Source organism: Bacillus cereus group sp. BfR-BA-01331, from assembly GCF_022663915.1.
Lineage (GTDB): Bacteria > Bacillota > Bacilli > Bacillales > Bacillaceae_G > Bacillus_A > Bacillus_A mycoides.
Window position 1 is genome coordinate 1 of the sequence record NZ_JAKUGJ010000007.1, and the last position, 20,683, is coordinate 20,683.

The following is a 20,683-nucleotide window of genomic DNA, read 5'->3' on the forward strand; positions in this document are numbered from 1 at the left end:
GCCCTGTTAATACTGTTGTAATCATTTTGTATTGCCCTCCTTTTGTTTGATTACTTGTATCATAAAACAAGTATCTGAAGTTGATATGTAGCTTATCTAGAGTGTATGTAAATTTAAAAAATCTCTAATAAAATGTTTATGTTGTAACGTTACCATCAAAACTAGTGCTTCAAACACCCTGATTTGAAGAGACAGTAACCCATATTCTAGCTTGAATTCCCACTACAGTTCTATATTGAGTAAAACCAGTTGATCCCTATAATATAAAAAGAGCACCACTTTTTGGATGCTCTTCGTTATAACTATATATTATTTAATTTCCTTCTTTTGTTGGTACCATTTTTCCTTCTTGAGAACCTGTACCTTCTGTTCTTTCAACAGTTTTTGCATCTCCTTTAGGAGTTGCTGGCACTGCATCTTTAGGTACATCAAAGTTTTGTGAGAAAGACGTTGTTCCATCTGCACTCCGTGTAATTACTTGATTTGAACTATCTTCATTTGATTTTAAATTGTCCATTTTCGCATCATCTGCACCTACTGCCCCCCCCCGCTACCAATCCTGTACTTAAAAGTGCTCCTGCTAATAATGTTTTAATCATTTTTCATTACCTCCTTGTTTTGTTTGGAACTACATTTAGCATAAGACAAGAATCTATAGTTGATATGGACTGTATCTGGAGATTATGTAAAGAAAAATAGATGATCAGTTGTATATCCTAATGGGTGCTTAGGCAAGATTGAAACTTAATATGAGTTTGATAATTGAGTTACCCTTCGTTTTTGGGTGTAAGGTTTTTGGCTGGGGTGAAGTGAGGAGCTAACCTTTTCTAATTTGAAACATTTACAACTAAATTTGCAATAAATTTCTCAATATAGATATACTTGTTATTTATAGTTTCAAAATTTAAAAATAAAGCGTGATAAAAATATGATGATTATTCCTTATGTTTACTCCTTGTACTAAAGATAAGATTGAATTCTCCGATCTTATCTTTTTTGTTTGTAGAAATTTAATGCAAAAAAACAGAATCCTTATAATAAGGATTCTGTAACAAGAAATGACAGATATATAGCAATAAAAAGAGTTACTTATATTATAATTTAAAAATGCAACAAAAATATTGAGAAAATTAAAAATAAATAGAATATTATATATGTGTTTCTCATGCAATTTTTGTTCAAAATGCCAATGTTATTTAAGACTTTCTCCACAATAACTGAATTAATTATCTTTAAACTGCAATTCTTCCGTAGAACCTTTCAGCGCTGTCGTAGATGAAGTTCCACCCGTAATCACTTGTGCTACTTCGTCAAAGTAACCTGTTCCGACTTCTCGTTGATGACGCATAGCAGAATAACCATGCTCTTCTGCTGCAAATTCGGCCTGTTGTAATTCAGAATACGCTGCCATACCACGTTCTTTATAGACGCGTGCTAATTCGAACATACTGTGGTTTAACGAATGGAATCCTGCAAGTGTTACAAATTGGAGTTTGTAACCATATGATGCCATTTCTTTTTGAAAGTTTTCAATTGTTTTTTGATCTAATTTTTGTTTCCAATTAAACGACGGTGAACAGTTATATGCGAGTAACTTTCCTGGGTATCTCTTATGAATTGCTTCTGCAAAACGCTTCGCATCTTCTAAATTTGGTTCAGACGTTTCACACCAAATAAGATCTGCGTACGGTGCATATGCTAGGCCACGTGCAATTGCTTGATTGAGCCCCGCTTTTGTACGATAAAAACCTTCCGTTGTTCTTTCTCCTGTAATAAATTCTTGATCAATTGGATCAATGTCGCTCGTAATTAAATCTGCTGCATCTGTTCTTGCCACGATTACTGTCGGCACGCCCATAACATCCGCAGCTAAACGAGCAGAAATTAAATTACGTACCGCCGTTTGTGTCGGTAATAATACTTTTCCACCTAAATGTCCGCATTTCTTTTCTGAAGACAACTGATCTTCAAAATGTACACCTGCTGCACCTGCTTCAATCATTCCTTTCATTAATTCAAATACGTTTAATTGCCCACCAAAACCAGCTTCTGCATCTGCAACAATTGGTACGAAATAATCTATATCACTGCCACCTTCCATATGCTGAATTTGATCAGCACGTTGCAACGTTTGATTGATTCTTTTTACAACAGCGGGCACACTATTCACTGGATATAAACTTTGGTCTGGATACATATGTCCAGATAAATTGGCATCAGCAGCTACTTGCCAACCACTTACACAAATTGCTTTTAAACCTGCTTTCACTTGCTGCATTGCTTGATTTCCTGTTAATGCACCAAGCGCATTGATGTAGTCTTCTATATGAAGCGATTGCCAAAGTTTTTCTGCACCGTGGCGTGCTAGTGTATGTTCAATATCGATAGATCCTCGAAGACGAATAACATCTTCGGCACAATACGGGCGTTTTACCCCTTTCCAACGTTTATCTAACTCCCAATTTCCTTGTAATTGTTGAATTCTTTCGTTTTTCATCTCTTCCATCTCCTCGTATGTTATTTTTCAGTTATTCTTCCGAGTAACTATTGCACTAAATATTTTCTTGGCCGCCTGAGTATATTCCTGGATAATGAAGATAAGAATCAACGCTTTCTTTTATTTGTTCTTGGAAGAAAGATGCTAATATTTATTTTCCTGTTGAACAAATCCTATTTCTCTAGCTAATTTATCCAAGATATGTGATGACATATGTCGGGGGAATTTCTCAGTAAACAATTGTAGTTCATTTTGAATAGAAAGAGTCATAAAAAATGTTATGCTCTCTGTAGGAATATACAGAGAGCATAACATTTTTTCATTTTGGGGGAACAATGAGTTTCTTAACTTGATGGCAATGTGTTGATGTTAGAAAAACACTAAAATTTGCTATACTACAAAAATTACCCTTAGCAATACTTAATGCTTGGAATGCATCAAACTTTTTGCTTTTAAGTATAGAATCACTTTTCTTATACACTCACTCGCCGCAATAAAGCAAAAAATACCATTCGTTACTAAACCTAGCGCATACTGACTTGAACCTTTCAAAATATACGTTACAATAAAACGTAAAATAAATACAACAATCCATATACCTAAGGCGATATAAGAATTTTTAGCATAAACCTTCCCATTATTTTTATCGATTCGTATTATAGTTGTAGAACCACGCACAGCTCCTACAATTCCTCCAAGAGCAAGTAATACTACAAATAGACCTGTTTCTATTAATACGAGATCGTTAAATACATGAGTAAATGTATAGTATGCGATTAATACAGGAGCAATCCACATTCGTTGAACTTTCAATTCCCTTTCTTTTAGTTGAAGGAGAATTATAAGAATTAAAATAATAAGACCAGTTGTATTATCCATGCTATACTCTCTTTCTTTTTTATTATGATCTGTTTAATTTCAATTAGAAAAACACTATGTTAATTTAAAATTTTATTCTTTTTACTACATACAGCAGATATCACTTTACAATTTTTTTTCGAATTGCCATTACAGCTGCTTGTGTACGATCTGTTACACCTAGTTTTTGAAGAATATTATGGATATGAGTTTTGACTGTCCCTTCGGAAACATAAAGGATTTTAGCTATTTCATGGTTTTGTTTTCCATAAGCTAATAATTGTAAAACATCAATCTCCCGCTTAGTTAGAGTTTCCGTATATTCAAGTTCTTCGCCAGCTAAATTATAATCATTATTATCGTGTTTTATAAATTGTGTAAAAGCTTGATTTGCTGTCGTGCTATTATAAATCATTGCCCCTCTATTCATAGATCGAATACTATCTAGCATTTCCTCCGTTTCAGTATCTTTTAATATATAACCCACCGCACCAGCTCGAATACCATCTAAGACATATTGTTGCACATCAAATGTTGTTAATAGGACAACCTTTGTGTTTGGTAATATACTCATAATGTTTTTAGTAGCCAAAATGCCTGATAAATCAGGCATTTGAATGTCCATAATTACCATATCTGGTGCAGTTTCTAAAGCCACTTTAATTGCTTCCTTACCGTCTTTACATTCCCCTACTATCTCCATGTCATCTTGCATTTCAATAATATAGCATAGGCCTTTTCGAACAAATGGTTCATCATCAGCTAGCACAATACGAATCTTTTCTGTCATACTTCTCCTCCATTTTTCTGAATTGGAATAGTGGCTTCAACTCGAAGTCCTTTTGGTTCATTTAGAAAAAAGGAACAATTACCTCCAACTGATTTACAGCGTTTTATCATACCATTGAGTCCAAAGCCATATTTTAATGGCTTATCCCCTGTATATATACCATTATCATCAATTGTGAGTTTTACTACTCCGTCTATTTCTGTTACGTTTACAATAACAGAATCTGCATTAGAATGTCGTAAGACATTAGTTAAAGACTCTTGTAGAATGCGATACAGAATTGTACTTTCCTCCATCGTCCACTCTGTTATATTTCCAGCTTGAATGAACTCAATTTGTAATAAAGAATTCGCTTGAACCTGTGAAATCAATCCTTTTAATGAAGTAAGCCCGAGATCTTTTTCATCACTTGTCCATTCCTTAACAGCGACGCGGATTTCTTCCATTCCTTTTCGTGCCACCTTTAAAAGTTCTTCAACATGATCTTGGGCATCAGCAGGATTTTTCCTTAAGATAATCTTAAGAACCTGTAATTGAATAATAAGTGAGGTCATTTGATGTCCAAGTCCATCATGAATCTCTCTTGCTAATTTTGTTCTTTCCGTAAAAGCTGCATATCGCATAGAAAATACCGTTGTTTCTTGTAGTTCAGCATGTGCTTCGTCTAATTCTTTTAGTTGTTTTTGATTTTTTTGATATGCGTCTCTTAGCTTGGATGTACTTCGGATCGAGACATAGAGGCCGATAATAATTAATGTTTCTTGATAAGGAAACGTATTCGCATGTATAAATAGAATAATAACTATCCCCGTTATAGCAGCTAAAATTGTCGTTACTCGTGTCCACTTGGGTTCTGCAGCGGTAAGAAAAACTATGAGTGGCCATAACGTATAATTTGGAAAAATCGGATGAGAAAAATATAATACACATGATATGCTTATTAATATACTCGTAAATAAAGCGTACTTCCTTGCATTCCACCAAGATTTTGGTGAATACAACATCCATAGATAAATTGTTACAAAAACGCTACAAACCCATATTGCAAAGGTACCATGAGGTGCGAAACCTTTATAAAAAAATACGCATATTAAGATGCTTCCTATCGCATTTCCTGCATGACTATCAATCATTTTTAAAAATACTTTTTCCATGTACTTATTCCCTCGCAACCTTACTGTTTAGTTTCTATATTTCTTGGCTATAGATGAACATCCATTTCTTGATTTAAAGGCTGGAAATTTACAACTCCCAATTATAATAGTTCATAGTCGAGTTAAATTCCTTTAATGCATATCATCTAAAATCTGAAATTAAAAGAATAATGAAGTAGTTATTATAGTGTGTTTGTTTTACCTACTTCATTAGACAAAAGAAGTTGTTTTTCTTAACCTATTTCTTTAATTTGCTTTTAGATTTTTTCTATATCTTTGTATCCTAATCACAATTCCAATAGTACGAATAACTACCATCGCAATTGTAAAAAATACGAAAGCAGGGGCTATAACATTAAAATCCAAGTGATTCGATACCATGAAATCTATAAATTGTTGTGGATACCAGTCTGTCGCTACATAAGCTAATACGACACGCCATCCAAGTCCAATAATCCATAAACATAAATAAGGAATACCAGCAGTTACGTACGCTTTATTGTCAGAACCATATTCTACTTTCACTGTAAAAAGCATTAGCCCTCCCATGATCATGCCGACCATTGTCATGATTATGAGTGCGGTCATATTTGAACCTGAGGTAGGTATTTCCTCGACGAATAAATAAATACTTATACCACAAAGAATAAATGGCAATACAGCCTTTGTGGTTGTAAATACTTTTCTTCCGATTTGTGTTAATAATACAATTGTTAAAAATGCACCAATCATTATCCAAGCTTGAGTATTCAAATTAAAACCCCCATAAAGTATAAATTTATTGTTTATTTGCTTACTTACTGGAGGATTGTAACATCCCTACTATTTTAGAACATCTATCTGAAAGATGATTTTTTTTGAATACCCTCTATCTATAGATAGAGTTTTTTATGATTCTTTTGTGAAAAAAGCCACTTGAATATATATAACTGGATATATGGGACAGCAGCATATCTTCATCAACCGAAATATTTTAACCAAAAGCCAATTATTATTACGGTAGATACAACAACAGCACATGGAAAAATGTTATTTGCTATGTGAAAAATAGGAGTTTTGAATATGTTTTCTTATTAAAATTGTAACTAAATATTTTTATGAGATGAGATGATATGAGATTTAAACTTTTGACTATCCTTATACAAGAGATGCCTTTTTGGTAATATAAACAAGCTTTTTCGAATTGATTTTCCTTTTGATAACAGGTCGCTAAGTCAATATAAAATATGGATAATTGTTTATTATTATTTTCATTTTTGAAAAAGGGAATGGCTGTTTTTTCGAGAAATTTTTTAAAATTTATTTTGTCAAAATATAAATGATTTTGATAGGAAAATAAACAGTATAATTTAGGATATTTGTTTTTTGTAGTTCGTAACCCTCGATGTAACATCTTTTTAGCATCATTGATTTTTTCTTTATCAATAAGTGAAATCATAGTGGGGTTCGGCCGAGATAGGTGTAAAAATAGGTCGTAGCGATACATTTTTTCCTAGATGTTATTTTTCGGAGATATTTGTAACATAAACGTTCATTTTTGTTACGTTTTGTATTTAAAAATACGAAACTTCCTAACTGTTGAACTGGCTGTAACAAAATACTGTATCAAAAATAATTCATAACATTATTGATTTCAAACCTTTTTGTTATAATAAAATATGGTTATTGGAAATAAAATACAGGATATGACCCGAAATTACATGTATCTCGGTCGAACCCCTACAAAAGTCATTGGAGATAATTATGACGATGTCCTTCGATTGGCACATTCCATTCGCGAAGGAACATCATCAGCTTCCCTTGTCATGAGCAAAATGGGCTCTTACTCCCGGCAAAACAGTCTTGCAACAGCACTAAGAGAGATGGGACGCATTGAAAAAACACTGTTTATCCTAGACTATATTTCTAGCGAAACTTTACGCCGGCGGATTCAAAGGGGTTGAATAAAGGAGAAGCTATGAATGCATTAGCACGCGCAATTTTTTTCGGGAAACACGGTGAACTTCGAGAACGGGCACTACAAGACCAATTACAGCGCGCCAGTGCATTAAATCTAATTATCAATGCAATCAGTATCTGGAATACTGTGTATCTATCTCAAGCTATTGAACATATGAAAAAGATTGGAAAACATCGAGAAGAGTTGCTTCCTCATATCTCACCTCTTGGTTGGGAGCATATTAATTTTCTAGGTGAGTACAACTTTACTGTCAGCAATTATCATTCGTTCCGTCCTTTAAGAACATAAAAAGACCCTGATTTCCTGCTTAGCGTAAGGAAATCAGGGTCTTTTTTCTCAAAAAATGTCTTAGCGTATAATATCCACGTTTTGACGTCAGGACCCCCTAATAGGGGTAGAGTCACATCGCTATTAAGCTAAGAAAATACAGCTATCCCCAGAACGAGATTTTGTGCTAATTTGTAATAAAAAAGCTCATTTTTTCGTTTTGGGGCTGATTTGTTTTCTTAAGTTGATGGGCATGTGGCAATCGCCCATATAACAACAATTAGTTAAATTAATATTTTATTCGTTGTTTTATTTCTTTAAAACGATCATGTATTAATTTCTTGATATCCGGGTGATCTTTATATAAGGTAACGGTATACATGATGGAAGATGCAAGAATAGTAGACCATATTAACCAATCTCCAGCATGAGAAAGAACTTTAATTATTTCACTCGTAAACTGTTCCTGTCCCGCTTGAAATGTCGATACGAGCGAGTTAAGATTGAACAACAATAAAATAACAATCCTGCCCAAAAGCATAATAATCCATCCGATAATATACGTATAGCCTCCAACACTACATAATTGATTATTATGATGAAAAACTTTCACCCTCTTAGCTTGCCAATAACCAACTATCGCTCCTAATATAAGCAAGCTAATTAATTCAATTGTAATAATATAGTCCAATCTATTTGGAAGACCCATATAAGTTCTGATTATAGCCATGATTGGTATACCAAGAAGATCGAAGCTATCTACTTTCTTCGGGATAAGCTGCCTAATAATCAATACAATAACAACTACAAGAATAATAATGAAAACTTTATTCATGCGATTAATCCCTCTTTTTTTCTTTTAAATAATACTCAATAAGTTGATTTACTTTTTCTTCTGGATATGATTCTGGTGTTTGAAGGACATGAATTACTAGCCCATCAATAAATCCGTACAGTATCTCTAATTCAAATTCTCTATTGTGACCTGGTGTGACGTATCCTAGATCCCTCATTAAATCTAGAATTATTCCCATAAGATACCTCGTATGGTCATCCATTTTCTTCCGAAGTTTAATAAGTTCTGGAGAACTAAAGGATATACCCAGAAATGTAATCCAAACCTTCCCTTCCAACATTTCTTCTTTATTAGAAGGAATAATAAATTTCATTAATCTTCTAAGTGCTTCTTCTTTCGTTCCCTTAAATTCACTTGTACGAGTGTTTGCCCGTTCTTCCATTCGATTCAATACTAAATTCATTGCATAATGAATTAATTCATTTTTAGACGAAAAATGATGCTGAACAAGTCCAACCGAAATGTTTGCCTCGTCAGCGATTTGCTGTATAGAAGCTTTATCAATACCTTTTTCTAATATTACACGCCAAGTAGCAGTGGCTATCTGATTCTTCCTTTGTATTTGATCAACAATTTTAGGCACTCATATCCTCCTCCCTTTTTATAATATGATCATATTATAAAAAAAGTACCTAAAATAATATGATCATATTATTTTAGGTTTCACATTGCTCTCAAGCTAACAAAATTCCCCTATAATAAAAAATACGGTATTCCTACCGTATCCTCTAAAAAAAGAAACAGCATCTACTAGCATTTTTGAAAAAACGTTAGGTAAAAGTAAGAACATACAGTAGCTGGCTTTATTTTTAATATTATTCTTATTCCCCTTACAATCGTTCCAAAAAGATAGTAACTTTCCCCAAGAAGACTCTTACTGTCGACGTTCAAAAGCAAGACGTACAGCAAGACCTGTCAAGACGCTTGCCATAAGCCAACGCTGCACTCGCAGCCACGTTGGGCGTGTGCCAAACCATTTGGCAACTCTACTTGCTGTAAATACAATTAGGAGGTTGACTATAAAGCTAACCGTTATTTGTGTAAAGCCCAGAACTGCACCTTGTAGAAGCAACGATCCTTTCTCAGGATCTTCAAATTGAGGTAGAAGTGACACATACAAAATAGCAATCTTAGGATTCAGCAGATTCGTCATAAGTCCCATTAAAAATAATTTCCGTGGCGGCTCAATAGCAATAGTACGAGGTTCCATAATAGATGTAGCACCAGGCTTAATCGAATTCCATGCGAGCCAGAGTAAGTAAGCAGCACCTGCCCACTTAACTGCTTCATAGAGAGACGGAACAGCTAGGAAAAGGGCTGTAAGTCCGAACATTGTTGCAATTATATAAATTATGAAGCCAAGCATGATACCCAAAAGAGAAATGAATCCTGCCATACGCCCCTGCGTAATCGAGCGAGAAAGGAGATAAATCATGTTAGGCCCAGGTGAACAAACCATACTAAGTGAAACAATTGCAAAAGTTAGCAACGTGCTAAAACTGACCATGAATCTTCCACCCCTTTATCTTACATAAATTTCTTATCGTTTATTTTATCAGAACGTAGTGTGTAGCAGACTGTAAATATTATTTACTTATGTAAAAAAAGGCTAACAATTCAAGATCGTTAGCCTTAATCGCGCCTTTTAAAAAATAACTCAATATAACAAATGAATGATTCTTCAACTTACACTATATTCTCCTTTTATCACAAAAAACGAACCTCGAATTGTTCCAGCAAGTTTAGACTTCTGTCTAGCAAACTTAAACTTCTCTACTAACTCCGTTGGTATCTCCATTCCCTCAGAAAGCTTAAATCCAACAGCCCGCTTCTTTGGGTTATCCAGCGTATACATGACGTTGACTGCAAGACCATCCTCATAGAAGACATAGGCAAATTTAATATTTTCCACTTGAAAACACGATGTTTCTAAAGGTTTTGCCGCAAACTCAATATCACGTTCTTCTTTCAAAATGCGGTTCACATAATCAAGAGTCTTCTCGCTTTCACTAGCTGGTACAACCGTAAATTCATGCTTGTATTTATTCATAAAGTAACGTGCTTCATGGGCACGTAAACCAGCAAGTGCTTCTGCTACAGGTGAAGACTCCATGCCAGCTGTAGTTACGTTTTTAAAATCAACGATATCGGACAATTCCATCTCTCCTTTTAACACTTTACTTCCTAACAACTGGAATCCATATTTCACCAAATACTAAGCCGTTTCGCTGCCCCATCTCAACTGTTGTATTTGGCCCACCAACATAGGAAAAATCTTTTTCTTCTGCTAATGCTTGACCAAATGCAATACCAGTAAGCTTATTACTTAGCTCCTCAGCTGTATTGCCTTCACCTTTAACTACTAGGTATTCTCCCCTCGGAAACTGGATAACTCTAGATTCTTCTTGTATCGTTGCCTCTGTCATGACACCAGCGTAATACATCATCTTGTTATTCACCGCTTCACTCACAGAAAAAATGTAATCATTTGTAGCTAAAGCTTTTAAAGCGTCCAACCTTCCATCTTGTTCGACGGCCAGCCAAAAGTCTGCCTTTTCCTTGTTTATGCCCGCAAAGTCTGTATAGTGGCTCTTAAGTTCAGTTCCAATACCTAACACGATAAAGCTATCTTTTTCTTCTATTGTATAATTTTTCATATTTAAAACCTTCCTCACTTTTAAATTAATCAAACGATTTATCTTTTCACTTGATGAGTTTATAATATCTTTAAATCATGTCAAAAAATGATACTGTTTAGGAGACCAACATGAAAAAAGTTGAACGGATTAATACGATCATGCGGTACATTAACAACCGCTCCCACTTTACAATTTCTGAAATCATACGAGAATTTAACATCTCACGATCGACAGCTATTAGAGACATTAGAGAAATTGAAGCCATGGGGATGCCGCTCGTCGCTGAAGTTGGCAGGGATGGAGGATATTTTGTCATGCATAACTCTATCCTGCCCGTTGTTCGCTTTACTGATAATGAGGTCAAAGCTCTTTTTATTGCCTTTATGGCCACAAGAAATCAACAACTTCCCTATCTAAAGAGTCGTCAGTCTTTAGCCGAAAAATTACTAGGACTCATCTCAGAAATCCAGCAGGATGACCTTGTTCTTTTAAATCAAATCTTGCTTTTTGAAGGGACTAACCCTCATAATCCTGACCTACTTGAGCTTTCCGACCTCCCCCACCCTATGTTAGAAAAACTCATCCAAACCCTTCTTTTGGATAGCCATTTATTGATTACCGTAAAAGAAGAGGAGGAAACCAAGTCTTATCCAATTTATCTACTACACCTTTATCAAGAAAAAAGCCATTGGATAATTGAAGGCTTTGACATAAAAGAAGAACAAAAGAAGATGTTTCTTGTCGATCATCTCATTAATGTCGAACCCTATACGACGAAAAATAGATTAAGTAAGAAAAAAATTTCAGAAAAACTAAGTAAGAAGGACGAAGCAATCAACCTTGTACTTGAACTTGGTCCAAAAGCGATTACCCAGTTCAAAAAATACCATCCTATAAAAATTTCTATTTCCTATACAAATCCTTACCAATCCACAGCCATTCTAAAAACTTTTATCAATGTTAACAATCTCGATGAATTGATAGAAATAACAAATTGGCTACTTTTCCTAGGTAAAGATATCAAAATCAGGGAAGTTCCTGAAGAAGTGTTAGAAGGTTTAAAAGAGAGATTATGCTTATACTGCCCATAAGCAGTGGCCAGTTAAACCCAAAATAATATTGAGTTTGACTAGATGCCAGTTACCTCTATTTAAATACCTAGTAAAAACATTTTATTCTCTACCGCTACTTTAAACGCTCTTCTAAGAATAACGCCAACACAAAAAAAGACATGAACTAATCTTTGTTCATGTCTTTTTATATTAGAGTTTAACCCTCATAAAACAGCTTGTTTAAAATTCGAATATGGACGTATCTTATCCATAATCTCTTTCATTTTTTTTCATATCCCACTATTTTAGCACTTGAACTAACAATAGCGAATTAGAATAATGACTTAATACTTGCTAGGACAGTAAGTATACCTACAACAATAACAAATACATTGCTCATTTTCCCTTTGTATTTAGCTAGTACTGGTACTTTACTAATCGCATACATCGGTAATAGACATAAGATAGCAGCAACTAATGGACCGCTCAGAGAATCAATAATTCCAAGAATACTTGGATTTGTATAAGCGACAAACCAGCATGTTAATACAACAAAAGTAAGGATCATTGTCTTAATTGTTTTTTCTTCAATAACTTTTCCACGTGTTTTACCGAACTTCATAATCACGTCACGCATTACCTCAAATGCTCCTATATAATGGCCAAGGAAAGACTTTGTAATAGCCACAAAAGCAATGATTGGAGCTGCAATAGTGATTACAGGCGAATTAAGTTCATTAGCAAGATATGAAAGGATTGATAAGTTTTGCTCTTTTGCCATTTTTAAATCCTCTGGAGTCAAACTCAGTGTACTACTCCAAACGAAGAACATAACTACAACGAATGTCATGATATAACAAACTTTTTGTATTTGTGCACATTTAGCATCAGTAGCTTCTATTCCATACGTAGCCTTCTGTTTCACAACAAATGATGAAATCATAGGTGAATGATTAAATGAGAATACGATGATTGGTAAAATCATTAATATCGTTCCAAAATATCCTGTTCCTGTTGAAGCAGTAGAAACACTTGAAAAGCTAAGCATTGACGTATTCCACTGTGGAATTAAAGATATTGCGATGAAAAGTAGAGAAGCTATGAAAGGATATACGAGCATACTCATGATTTTCACAGTAATATCTTGACCAAAATTTAGTATAGCAATAAGGCCGAGCACTAATACAAGAGATAAAATGGCCCTTGGAGGCTCCGGCATGTGCAATTGATGCACGATAAAACTACTTGCGGTATTTGTAAGCGCAACCGAATACATCAATACGATTGTATAAATTGAGCCGAAATATACGATGTTAAAAATGATACTTGCCTTATTTCCGAAATACTCTCTTATTGTGCCTGTAATCCCCTCATCAGCAGAATTAGAAGTGTAAATCATTTTAGCAAGTGCCCTATGTGAGTAATACATAACTGGATATGCAAGCAATGTAATTAGTAGTAATGATAATAAACCACCTGAACCTGCATTAATCGGTAAAAAGAGCACCCCTGCTCCAATTGCTGTTCCAAAAAGGCTCAATGCCCAGGTAGTATCTTGTTTATGCCACTTTTTAGGATCTAGATATTTCTCATTTTTCACTGCAGTATTTTCAGCTTGAAATTCTATTTTTTTTGCAGTATTCCCATTCATATAATAAATCCCCCTTGTATCCTATTTTTACGTCTCTTTTTAGGCTTAAGAATATAGACCATTCTTAAAAAATGAACCGCTTACTTGATGCACCATATTGTAAACGATTCCACCTAAAGCTGTCTCTCTTAATGTGCGAGGCATTTATCCTCCAACCCTATACTTACCATTGATGATATTGTTTACACCAGCTAATACGATATCCGCTGCTGCTAAACTATTTTGAAGAAATCCCCCTTCTGGTCACACACCTTTCTGTAATTAATCGTTTCAGTCTGTCCAATTTTAAAATGTTTGATATTTTCTTCGTAGGTAATCGGTTACCTCTCGACGCCCTCATTATAACGTTTATATTTGCGAGTCTAATATTTTTTTATTTTTAGAAAGACAGAATAAACAGAATTATGAATAGATAATAAATTACAATTGGTATGTAGCAATTGTGTCTATTTTTTGAAGCTGTATTAGTTAATAGAAAAATAAACATAATACAGAGTTCCTTTCGTTAACACATTGATTATATTAGGAACTCGTTATAAAGATACTTATATTTCCCTTTGCTTTCACATCTTATCTTTGACATGAAGCTGTTGTAATAAATAATACACATTGATGTAAAGGAATAAATTTAGAAAACATAAAATTATTCCCATGAATTTTTATTACATATAACGAATTAATATTCATTTTTCAGAAAAGAAGAACTTTTACAAAGGAGCCTACGCACCTTATATAATGGTTATCATGTTAAGCCTGTTAAAAGAATTACACCATAAGTTTCCATTTACTATATGTAATATTTATTAAGTGTAGTTTTTTCTAAATATGCATAATTACATATTTAGAAAAGGAGAGTATACTTTCGAATTGTGTAGTAAAGATATAGCCCACCTACGGAAATAGGTGGGCTTTTCATGTATAAAAATTGCATTTATTATATGGCAATTAGAATTGAGGTCAAAATATTATCTCTTCCCTTTTAACTCTCTCAGTCTGCTTTTTCTCAACGTCTGATCCTACTTACGTACCAACTACGCAACCAGTAAAAATACCAACAACTATAGCATTAACTAAGATTGATGTGATTTTAATCCACTTTTCCAAACATATATATTATTTCAGAAGATTTAGTTGCAATAGAACACCGAACTGATGGTTTTACCCTAACTGACGTTTAAATGCTTTACCAGCGAAGAAGTAAGCGATAACCATAATGCCAACGCACCAAGCAAGTGCAATCCAAATATCGTTGCCAACAGTCCCTTCATATAAGAGGGCACGAATCGCATTCACGATTGAAGTCACAGGCTGGTTTTCAGCGAACGCACGAACAATTTTTGGCATAGTTTCGGTAGGAACAAAGGCCGAACTAATAAAGGGCAGAAAAATTAGTGGGTACGAGTAGGCTGTCGCCCCTTCCATAGACTTCGCTGTCAATCCAGGAATGATAGCCAACCATGTCAGCGCCAGCGTAAACATCCCGAGTATTCCAGCTACCGCGAGCCAATCCAGAATATTAGCACTGGAACGGAAGCCCATTAAGAGCGCAACAAGGATAACCACCACGATAGTAAGCACATTAGCAACAAGTGATGTTAATACGTGAGCCCATAATACCGACGAACGCTTGATAGGCATAGTAATGAAACGTGCCATCAGCCCGCTCTTTACATCCGTAAACAACCGTACGGAAGTGTAAGCGACACCGGATGCGATAGCCATCAGCAAGATTCCCGGCAATAAATAATTGACGTAGTTATCCGTTCCTGTCTTTATGGCGCCGCCAAATACGTAGACAAACAACAGCATCATCATAATCGGCGTAATCGCTACCGTAATAATTGTATCCGGACTGCGCATAATGTTGCGCATTAAACGCCCTAATAATACCCCTGTTTTGCTATTCATTTACATCTCCTCCTTTTTGCCAATGATCGCAAGGAAAATTTCTTCCAATGTCGGCTGCTTCTCGATATACTCCACTTTTGTTGGCGGGAACATCTCTTTAAGTTCTGTAAGAGTACCAGTCGTAATAATTTTTCCACCATGCAAGATAGCGATACGGTCCGCCAGTTGTTCGGCTTCCTCCAAGTACTGAGTTGTCAGCAAGATGGTTGTGCCTCCGCCGGCAAGTTCCTTGACGGCATCCCACACTTCAATCCGCGCTTCGGGGTCAAGCCCTGTCGTCGGTTCATCGAGAAAAATGACTGCTGGCGTCCCAATCAAACTCATCGCGATGTCAAGCCGGCGCTTCATCCCACCTGAGTACTGGTCTGCCCTCTGGTTGGCTGCATCAGTCAGGCTGAATCTTGCAAGCAAATTATCAGCGACTTGAGCAGGACTAGAAACTCCACGCAAATTGGCAATCATTATCAAGTTTTCTCTCCCCGTGAGCATACCGTCTAAAGCTGCAAACTGCCCTGTCAAACTGATACTTTGACGAACATGATCCGGTTGACGCTGGACGTCAAAACCACAAATACCTACTTCGCCGCCATCTTGCTTCATCAGCGTCGAGAGGATATTGACTATCGTCGTCTTGCCCGCTCCATTTGAGCCCAGCAGTGCGAAAATTTCGCCACGCTGCACTTCAAAATCCACCCCTTTTAACACTTCCTTATCTTTAAAGGATTTTTTTAACCCTTTTACAGAAATCGCTGTGTTGCTCATGCTTTTTTCCTCCTTGAAAAATGTTTTGTAAAGTTAGACTGCCTGCACTCCTCTATTTAGTATTACTGATAATCTGTATTACTTAGTACTGGTTTAAAAATATAACTGAATAGCGATGGTGGCAATTCACATTTGTAACCAGCTAATCAGTCGGTATTACCTGTTGCATTTATTTTTTTCTCAATTGCTTCATGATACTTTCGTTCAAATCTTCACGATACTTGGAAACATAAGTTTTAGCATTTGCCACTAGTTCGTCAGCAAAGGATGCCACGTCCTCCCCAGTGATTTCCAGCACTTGTCTGCCTTCCGCCGCACCGGCTTCAAACAAATCGATTAATTCATACTGTATGTGTAGCATATCCATCCCGTTACCCGCTGAAAAATTCCACATGTAGTTTTGGATTTTCTTAAACACAAACTGATAGTCCTCTGGCAGAGCCCCAACCCGTGCCATCATCATTTTGTACTCTCTTTTATCACCAATTAATTTTTTGAACATTTCCATCATATTATTTTTCCTCCTTTTTTATAAAGCAGAACAAGAAACTCCAAAATATCGGACGCAATACTTATCTTATGAAGCTAATTTGACTTCAAGACGTTAATTTTTGACGATACAAAATCCCATTTTTTCCAAAACAATTCAAGCTCCTGACGGCCATCCTCATTTAGTGAATAAAACTTACGAGGCGGCCCCATATCTGACGGTTTCTTTTCAATATTCACAAGTTTTTTCTTCTCTAATCGCACAAGGATGGTATAGACCGTTCCTTCCACGACTTCAGTAAACCCAAGATCATTCAGGTGGCGGGTAATCTCATAGCCATAGGTCTCACGGCGGCTGATAATTTCCAGCACACAACCTTCCAGCGAACCTTTCAGCATTTCAGTTAAATTTTCCATGTTCTGATCCTCCTTTACCCCCTATTCTGTCTGACTTATATTCAGTATCACAGAGTACTAAGGCTAATTTTTACTGAATAGATTTTGAGAAGCCTCACTATTCAGTATTACTTATTACATCTACATTGTATGACTGAGTAGATGGAATGTCAACTCGATTTTAAATTTTTTCTTAAATCCGCTTTTGCCTATTGGATACTGAATATATTTTTAAAAACTACGCTATTCAGTATTACTCATTACCACTACATTGTATGACTATGTAGATAGAATGTCAACTCGATTTTTAAATTTTTTCTTAAATCCGCTATTATCTATTGGATACTGCCTATTTTCTTCTTAAGAAATCTCACCACATACCTATCCAGCTAAGAAAAGGAAATACCCAAAACAAAAATTCCACATTTTTGTTTTGGGGCGTTATAATATTCCGAAGTTAATGAATGTGGCTAGCTCTCCTTATTAAAAAGACGGATCATTTTTTGTTCTTCTACTAATGCACCTGTGCATCTAATACATGAGCTTGCGAATACATACAAATTCTTTATAAAGTCAACTCTACATATAGGACATCCTTTTTGTTACGATAACATCATATTCATGTCTTCTGCTGCGGTTGTAATTAGTTTTAAACCGAATGTTTCTTGTAATACATCAAGCACACCAGGTGAAATAAATTCAGGTGCCTTTGGACCAATGCGAATATCTTGAATACCAAGACTAAATAGCCCAAGTAAAATGGCAACCGCTTTTTGTTCGAACCATGATAGAACAATACTCACTGGCAATTCATTCACTTCACATTGAAAAGCATCAGCTAAAGCGGCCGCTATTTTCACTGTAGAAATTGAATTATTGCATTGTCCTAAATCAATGTAACGCGGAATCTCCGTACCAGGTACAACACCATAACTCACATCATTAAAACGGAATTTCCCGCAAGAAGTTGTTAAAATAACCGTTTCTGGCGGAAGCGACGTTGCTAATTCACGATAATATTCTCCGCCTTTTCCCGGAGCATCACAACCTGCGATGACAAAGAAACGCTTAATCTTTCCTTCTTTTACTGCATTAATAATTTCCGGAGCTAATGATAATACTGTATTATGATGAAACCCTGTTACTAACTGCTCATCCGACTCCATATGTACTTCTGGAAGTTCAAGCGCTTTTTGAATCAATGGTGCAAAATCATCATTTTCAATTTTTTGTACACCCTCTAAACCTGCAATATCATATGAAAAGAATCGATCAGAGTATGATCCTTTAATTGGCATAACACAGTTCGTTGTCGCTAATATGGCACCTGTAAATTTTTCGAAAAGTCGTCGTTGATCGTACCATGCCTTACCGATGTTTCCTTTTAAATGTTTATATTTTTTCAGTTGTGGATATCCGTGTGCTGGTAGCATTTCAGAATGCGTATAAATGTTAATTTCTTTTCCTTCTGTTTGCTTTAATAACTCTTCTAATGCAAATAAATTATGACCAGTAACTACAATTGCCTTACCTTCTACATGGTTTTGTGTAATTTGAACAGGCTCCGGAACACCAAAGTGATTCGTATGTGCCTCATCTAATAACTCCATTACTCGTAAAGCCGATTTCCCTACTTTCATAGCCATATCAATATGTTCTTGTTCATTAAAGTTAGAATTTGTTAATGTCATATATAGCGCTTCTTGAGTTGTAGCATCTACAAATGCATCTGTATACCCTAGCTGAGCAGCATGAGTACGATAAGCAGCAATTCCTTTTAATCCAAACACAATCGTATCTTGTAAACTTGCAATTGTTTCATTCTTACCACAAACACCCATCACTTTACATCCGCCTGTTGGCGTTTGTTCACATTGATAACAAAACATATCATCCCACCCTCTCCCAATCATTCCTTACAAATCAAGCATAATACCCATTAGGAAAAAAGGATGTGATATGAATCACAATAATATATATAAATTTGTGGCAGTTCATATTGTTGACATAATATTTTTATTGGCGCTAAAAAACGGACACCTTTGTTAATACTTTCAAATAGCTAGATGATTGATTTAGAGAACTATTAGCAACTAATAAGCATACAAAAACGCTATTCTTTCTATCATTCAACAGAAAGAATAGCGTTTTTTCATTTTGAAGAACTATCAATTTTTTGATTAAAGATTTTAGAGGAAACCTCTTTATTTACAATACATTTACACCATCTTAACATTTTTTACATTATTTATATGATATATTTATATAGAAACTACTTAAGAAATTTCATGTACATCGTTATCTTTATAATCTCTTAACTGATTGATAAGAGATTATGTTACATTTTCATACCAGGGGTGAATTAGGATGACTGAAACTTTAAAGACACTTATAATGCTTGATGTTACTTACGTTGTTATAGCAATTATGACGGTACTGGTATTTGTATACTTGGAATTAAAATCTCAGTAACTTATGCAGGCATAATTGATAGCTTCGCATTTAAATATAGTTAGAAGAAAGCGAGGAGAAAATTATTTCTCCTCGCTTTTATATTCCCACAGTTTCTTATTTCAACAAATCCAATGTATGTAAAAGTAATCCTCTGTCCCCTACTTCTCCATGACCAGGCACTACTAAGTTCATATTTCCGTATCGGTTCAACACATTCTCAATCGATGTGGACCATTCATTTACATATGCATCAGCAACATTCCCTAAATCTTTAGCTTCCGCAGATTTCACTAAACAGCCTCCAGCTAAAATGTTGTATTGCGGTAACCATACGACAATATTATCTTCTGTATGCCCTTTCCCTGGATAGAACGTTTCTACTTTTATATTTCCAAACTTCATATTCGTAATTGTTTGTAAGTCTCCAAGTGGCTCTTCATATCCATTTTTCTTTGCTAGTTCCGCAGTTAATGCTGTACTATGCGCTTTAATGCCTCTTTCTTTCAACGTTTTAATTCCGCCAATTCGATCAGCATGCGCATGTGTAATAATAACATCCGTTACGCGCTTCTTAAATTTCTTTTCTACCATCTCTATTAGTTCCTTCGTTAACTTATCATCCCAAGAAGAATCGACAAGTACTAACCCATTAGAAGTAGTAAGAACTAGACCACTCGAAGGAACTGCTACTCCATTAAAATAACCTAGCTCAGTATGAACCCATACATTTTTATTTAACTGAGAAATTGAAATAGTTCCTGTCTCATTCTTTATTACTTTTTGCTCTAGCTTTTGTTCCGCTTTCACAGAAGAAATTGTGCTAACAAATTGGGTTGTTCCTAGCAAACTAACACATACCCCTAATTTTAATAATGTATTCTTTTTCATTTTCTCCACCCTTTCTTTCAAACTAAATAGTTATTACCTATATTAGACAGTTCATCTCAAAT

General features: G+C 35.3%; 19 protein-coding genes and 4 pseudogenes. 3 read left to right on the forward strand and 20 right to left on the reverse strand.

The genetic code is table 11. From position 1 onward, the window contains the following. Positions 1-319: 319 nt before the first annotated feature. The 6 genes and pseudogenes from MR155_RS14490 to MR155_RS14515 form a co-directional block, all read right to left on the reverse strand. Positions 320-599 (reverse strand): annotated as a pseudogene (locus tag MR155_RS14490) (hypothetical protein); the annotation flags it as partial. 623 nt (positions 600-1,222) lie between these two features. Next, complete coding sequence (gene aceA / locus MR155_RS14495) at positions 1,223-2,497, reverse strand: isocitrate lyase (protein WP_242310309.1); 1,275 nt, start codon at positions 2,495-2,497, stop codon at positions 1,223-1,225. Between the two features lie 420 nt (positions 2,498-2,917). Then, positions 2,918-3,376: a CcdC protein domain-containing protein gene (locus tag MR155_RS14500; protein ID WP_242310311.1), complete on the reverse strand. Its 459-nt coding sequence runs from the start codon at positions 3,374-3,376 to the stop codon at positions 2,918-2,920. A 100-nt stretch (positions 3,377-3,476) separates the two neighbouring features. Continuing rightward, positions 3,477-4,145, reverse strand: a complete 669-nt coding sequence (locus MR155_RS14505; RefSeq protein ID WP_242310313.1) for a response regulator — start codon at positions 4,143-4,145, stop codon at positions 3,477-3,479. Next, a complete protein-coding gene (locus MR155_RS14510; RefSeq protein WP_242310315.1) occupies positions 4,142-5,299 on the reverse strand; it encodes a sensor histidine kinase in 1,158 nt (385 codons plus the stop codon). Before MR155_RS14510 ends, MR155_RS14505 begins: the two co-directional genes overlap by 4 nt. 246 nt (positions 5,300-5,545) lie before the next feature. Next, positions 5,546-6,052: a hypothetical protein gene (locus MR155_RS14515; protein ID WP_242310317.1), complete on the reverse strand. Its 507-nt coding sequence runs from the start codon at positions 6,050-6,052 to the stop codon at positions 5,546-5,548. A gap of 162 nt (positions 6,053-6,214) precedes the next feature. On the opposite strand from MR155_RS14515, the gene MR155_RS31795 reads away from it, so the two are divergent. Both MR155_RS31795 and MR155_RS14520 read left to right on the forward strand, forming a co-directional pair. Then, a complete protein-coding gene (locus tag MR155_RS31795) occupies positions 6,215-6,343 on the forward strand; it encodes a hypothetical protein (protein WP_277958685.1) in 129 nt (42 codons plus the stop codon). A gap of 665 nt (positions 6,344-7,008) precedes the next feature. Next, a pseudogene (locus MR155_RS14520) lies at positions 7,009-7,547 on the forward strand (Tn3 family transposase); the annotation flags it as partial. A 268-nt stretch (positions 7,548-7,815) separates the two neighbouring features. On the opposite strand, the gene MR155_RS14525 reads toward MR155_RS14520, so the two are convergent. From MR155_RS14525 to MR155_RS14545, 5 genes are all read right to left on the reverse strand, one after another. Further along, positions 7,816-8,361, reverse strand: coding sequence for a hypothetical protein (locus MR155_RS14525; RefSeq protein WP_002137530.1), 546 nt, complete (start codon positions 8,359-8,361; stop codon positions 7,816-7,818). Positions 8,362-8,365: 4 nt separating this feature from the next. Further along, the gene (locus MR155_RS14530) at positions 8,366-8,965 is read right to left on the reverse strand and encodes a TetR/AcrR family transcriptional regulator (RefSeq protein WP_242310319.1); all 600 of its coding nucleotides are present in this window, start codon (positions 8,963-8,965) and stop codon (positions 8,366-8,368) included. Positions 8,966-9,256: 291 nt separating this feature from the next. Then, complete coding sequence (locus tag MR155_RS14535; RefSeq protein WP_242310320.1) at positions 9,257-9,889, reverse strand: LysE family translocator; 633 nt, start codon at positions 9,887-9,889, stop codon at positions 9,257-9,259. 174 nt (positions 9,890-10,063) lie between these two features. After that, positions 10,064-10,573, reverse strand: coding sequence for a hypothetical protein (locus MR155_RS14540; protein WP_002185291.1), 510 nt, complete (start codon positions 10,571-10,573; stop codon positions 10,064-10,066). Beyond that, positions 10,560-11,039 carry a GyrI-like domain-containing protein gene (locus MR155_RS14545; RefSeq protein WP_242310506.1) on the reverse strand — a complete coding sequence of 160 codons (480 nt, stop codon included), beginning with the start codon at positions 11,037-11,039 and terminating at the stop codon, positions 10,560-10,562. Before MR155_RS14545 ends, MR155_RS14540 begins: the two co-directional genes overlap by 14 nt. 110 nt (positions 11,040-11,149) lie before the next feature. Between MR155_RS14545 and MR155_RS14550 the strand changes: the two genes are divergently transcribed. Continuing rightward, positions 11,150-12,112 carry a helix-turn-helix transcriptional regulator gene (locus tag MR155_RS14550; RefSeq protein WP_242310322.1) on the forward strand — a complete coding sequence of 321 codons (963 nt, stop codon included), beginning with the start codon at positions 11,150-11,152 and terminating at the stop codon, positions 12,110-12,112. Positions 12,113-12,404: 292 nt separating this feature from the next. Here the strand turns inward: MR155_RS14550 and MR155_RS14555 are convergent, their stop codons facing one another. The 9 genes and pseudogenes from MR155_RS14555 to bla2 all read right to left on the reverse strand — a co-directional run bounded on the left by MR155_RS14555 (position 12,405) and on the right by bla2 (position 20,621). Continuing rightward, positions 12,405-13,724 carry an aromatic amino acid transport family protein gene (locus tag MR155_RS14555; protein WP_016100936.1) on the reverse strand — a complete coding sequence of 440 codons (1,320 nt, stop codon included), beginning with the start codon at positions 13,722-13,724 and terminating at the stop codon, positions 12,405-12,407. Between the two features lie 147 nt (positions 13,725-13,871). Beyond that, a pseudogene (locus MR155_RS14560) lies at positions 13,872-14,025 on the reverse strand (L-serine ammonia-lyase, iron-sulfur-dependent, subunit alpha); the annotation flags it as partial. Between the two features lie 607 nt (positions 14,026-14,632). Beyond that, positions 14,633-14,828 (reverse strand): annotated as a pseudogene (locus MR155_RS32030) (PRK06770 family protein); the annotation flags it as partial. Between the two features lie 54 nt (positions 14,829-14,882). Continuing rightward, positions 14,883-15,632, reverse strand: coding sequence for an ABC transporter permease (locus MR155_RS14565; RefSeq protein ID WP_242310324.1), 750 nt, complete (start codon positions 15,630-15,632; stop codon positions 14,883-14,885). Beyond that, the gene (locus tag MR155_RS14570) at positions 15,633-16,394 is read right to left on the reverse strand and encodes an ABC transporter ATP-binding protein (RefSeq protein ID WP_242310326.1); all 762 of its coding nucleotides are present in this window, start codon (positions 16,392-16,394) and stop codon (positions 15,633-15,635) included. Positions 16,395-16,563: 169 nt separating this feature from the next. Beyond that, positions 16,564-16,905 carry a DUF1048 domain-containing protein gene (locus MR155_RS14575; RefSeq protein ID WP_193648986.1) on the reverse strand — a complete coding sequence of 114 codons (342 nt, stop codon included), beginning with the start codon at positions 16,903-16,905 and terminating at the stop codon, positions 16,564-16,566. 74 nt (positions 16,906-16,979) lie between these two features. After that, positions 16,980-17,300 carry a PadR family transcriptional regulator gene (locus MR155_RS14580; protein ID WP_000429486.1) on the reverse strand — a complete coding sequence of 107 codons (321 nt, stop codon included), beginning with the start codon at positions 17,298-17,300 and terminating at the stop codon, positions 16,980-16,982. Positions 17,301-17,881: 581 nt separating this feature from the next. Continuing rightward, positions 17,882-19,168: a hydroxylamine reductase gene (hcp, locus tag MR155_RS14585; protein ID WP_002137545.1), complete on the reverse strand. Its 1,287-nt coding sequence runs from the start codon at positions 19,166-19,168 to the stop codon at positions 17,882-17,884. A gap of 679 nt (positions 19,169-19,847) precedes the next feature. After that, positions 19,848-20,621, reverse strand: a complete 774-nt coding sequence (gene bla2 / locus MR155_RS14590; RefSeq protein WP_002137546.1) for a BcII family subclass B1 metallo-beta-lactamase — start codon at positions 20,619-20,621, stop codon at positions 19,848-19,850. Positions 20,622-20,683 lie beyond the last annotated feature (62 nt).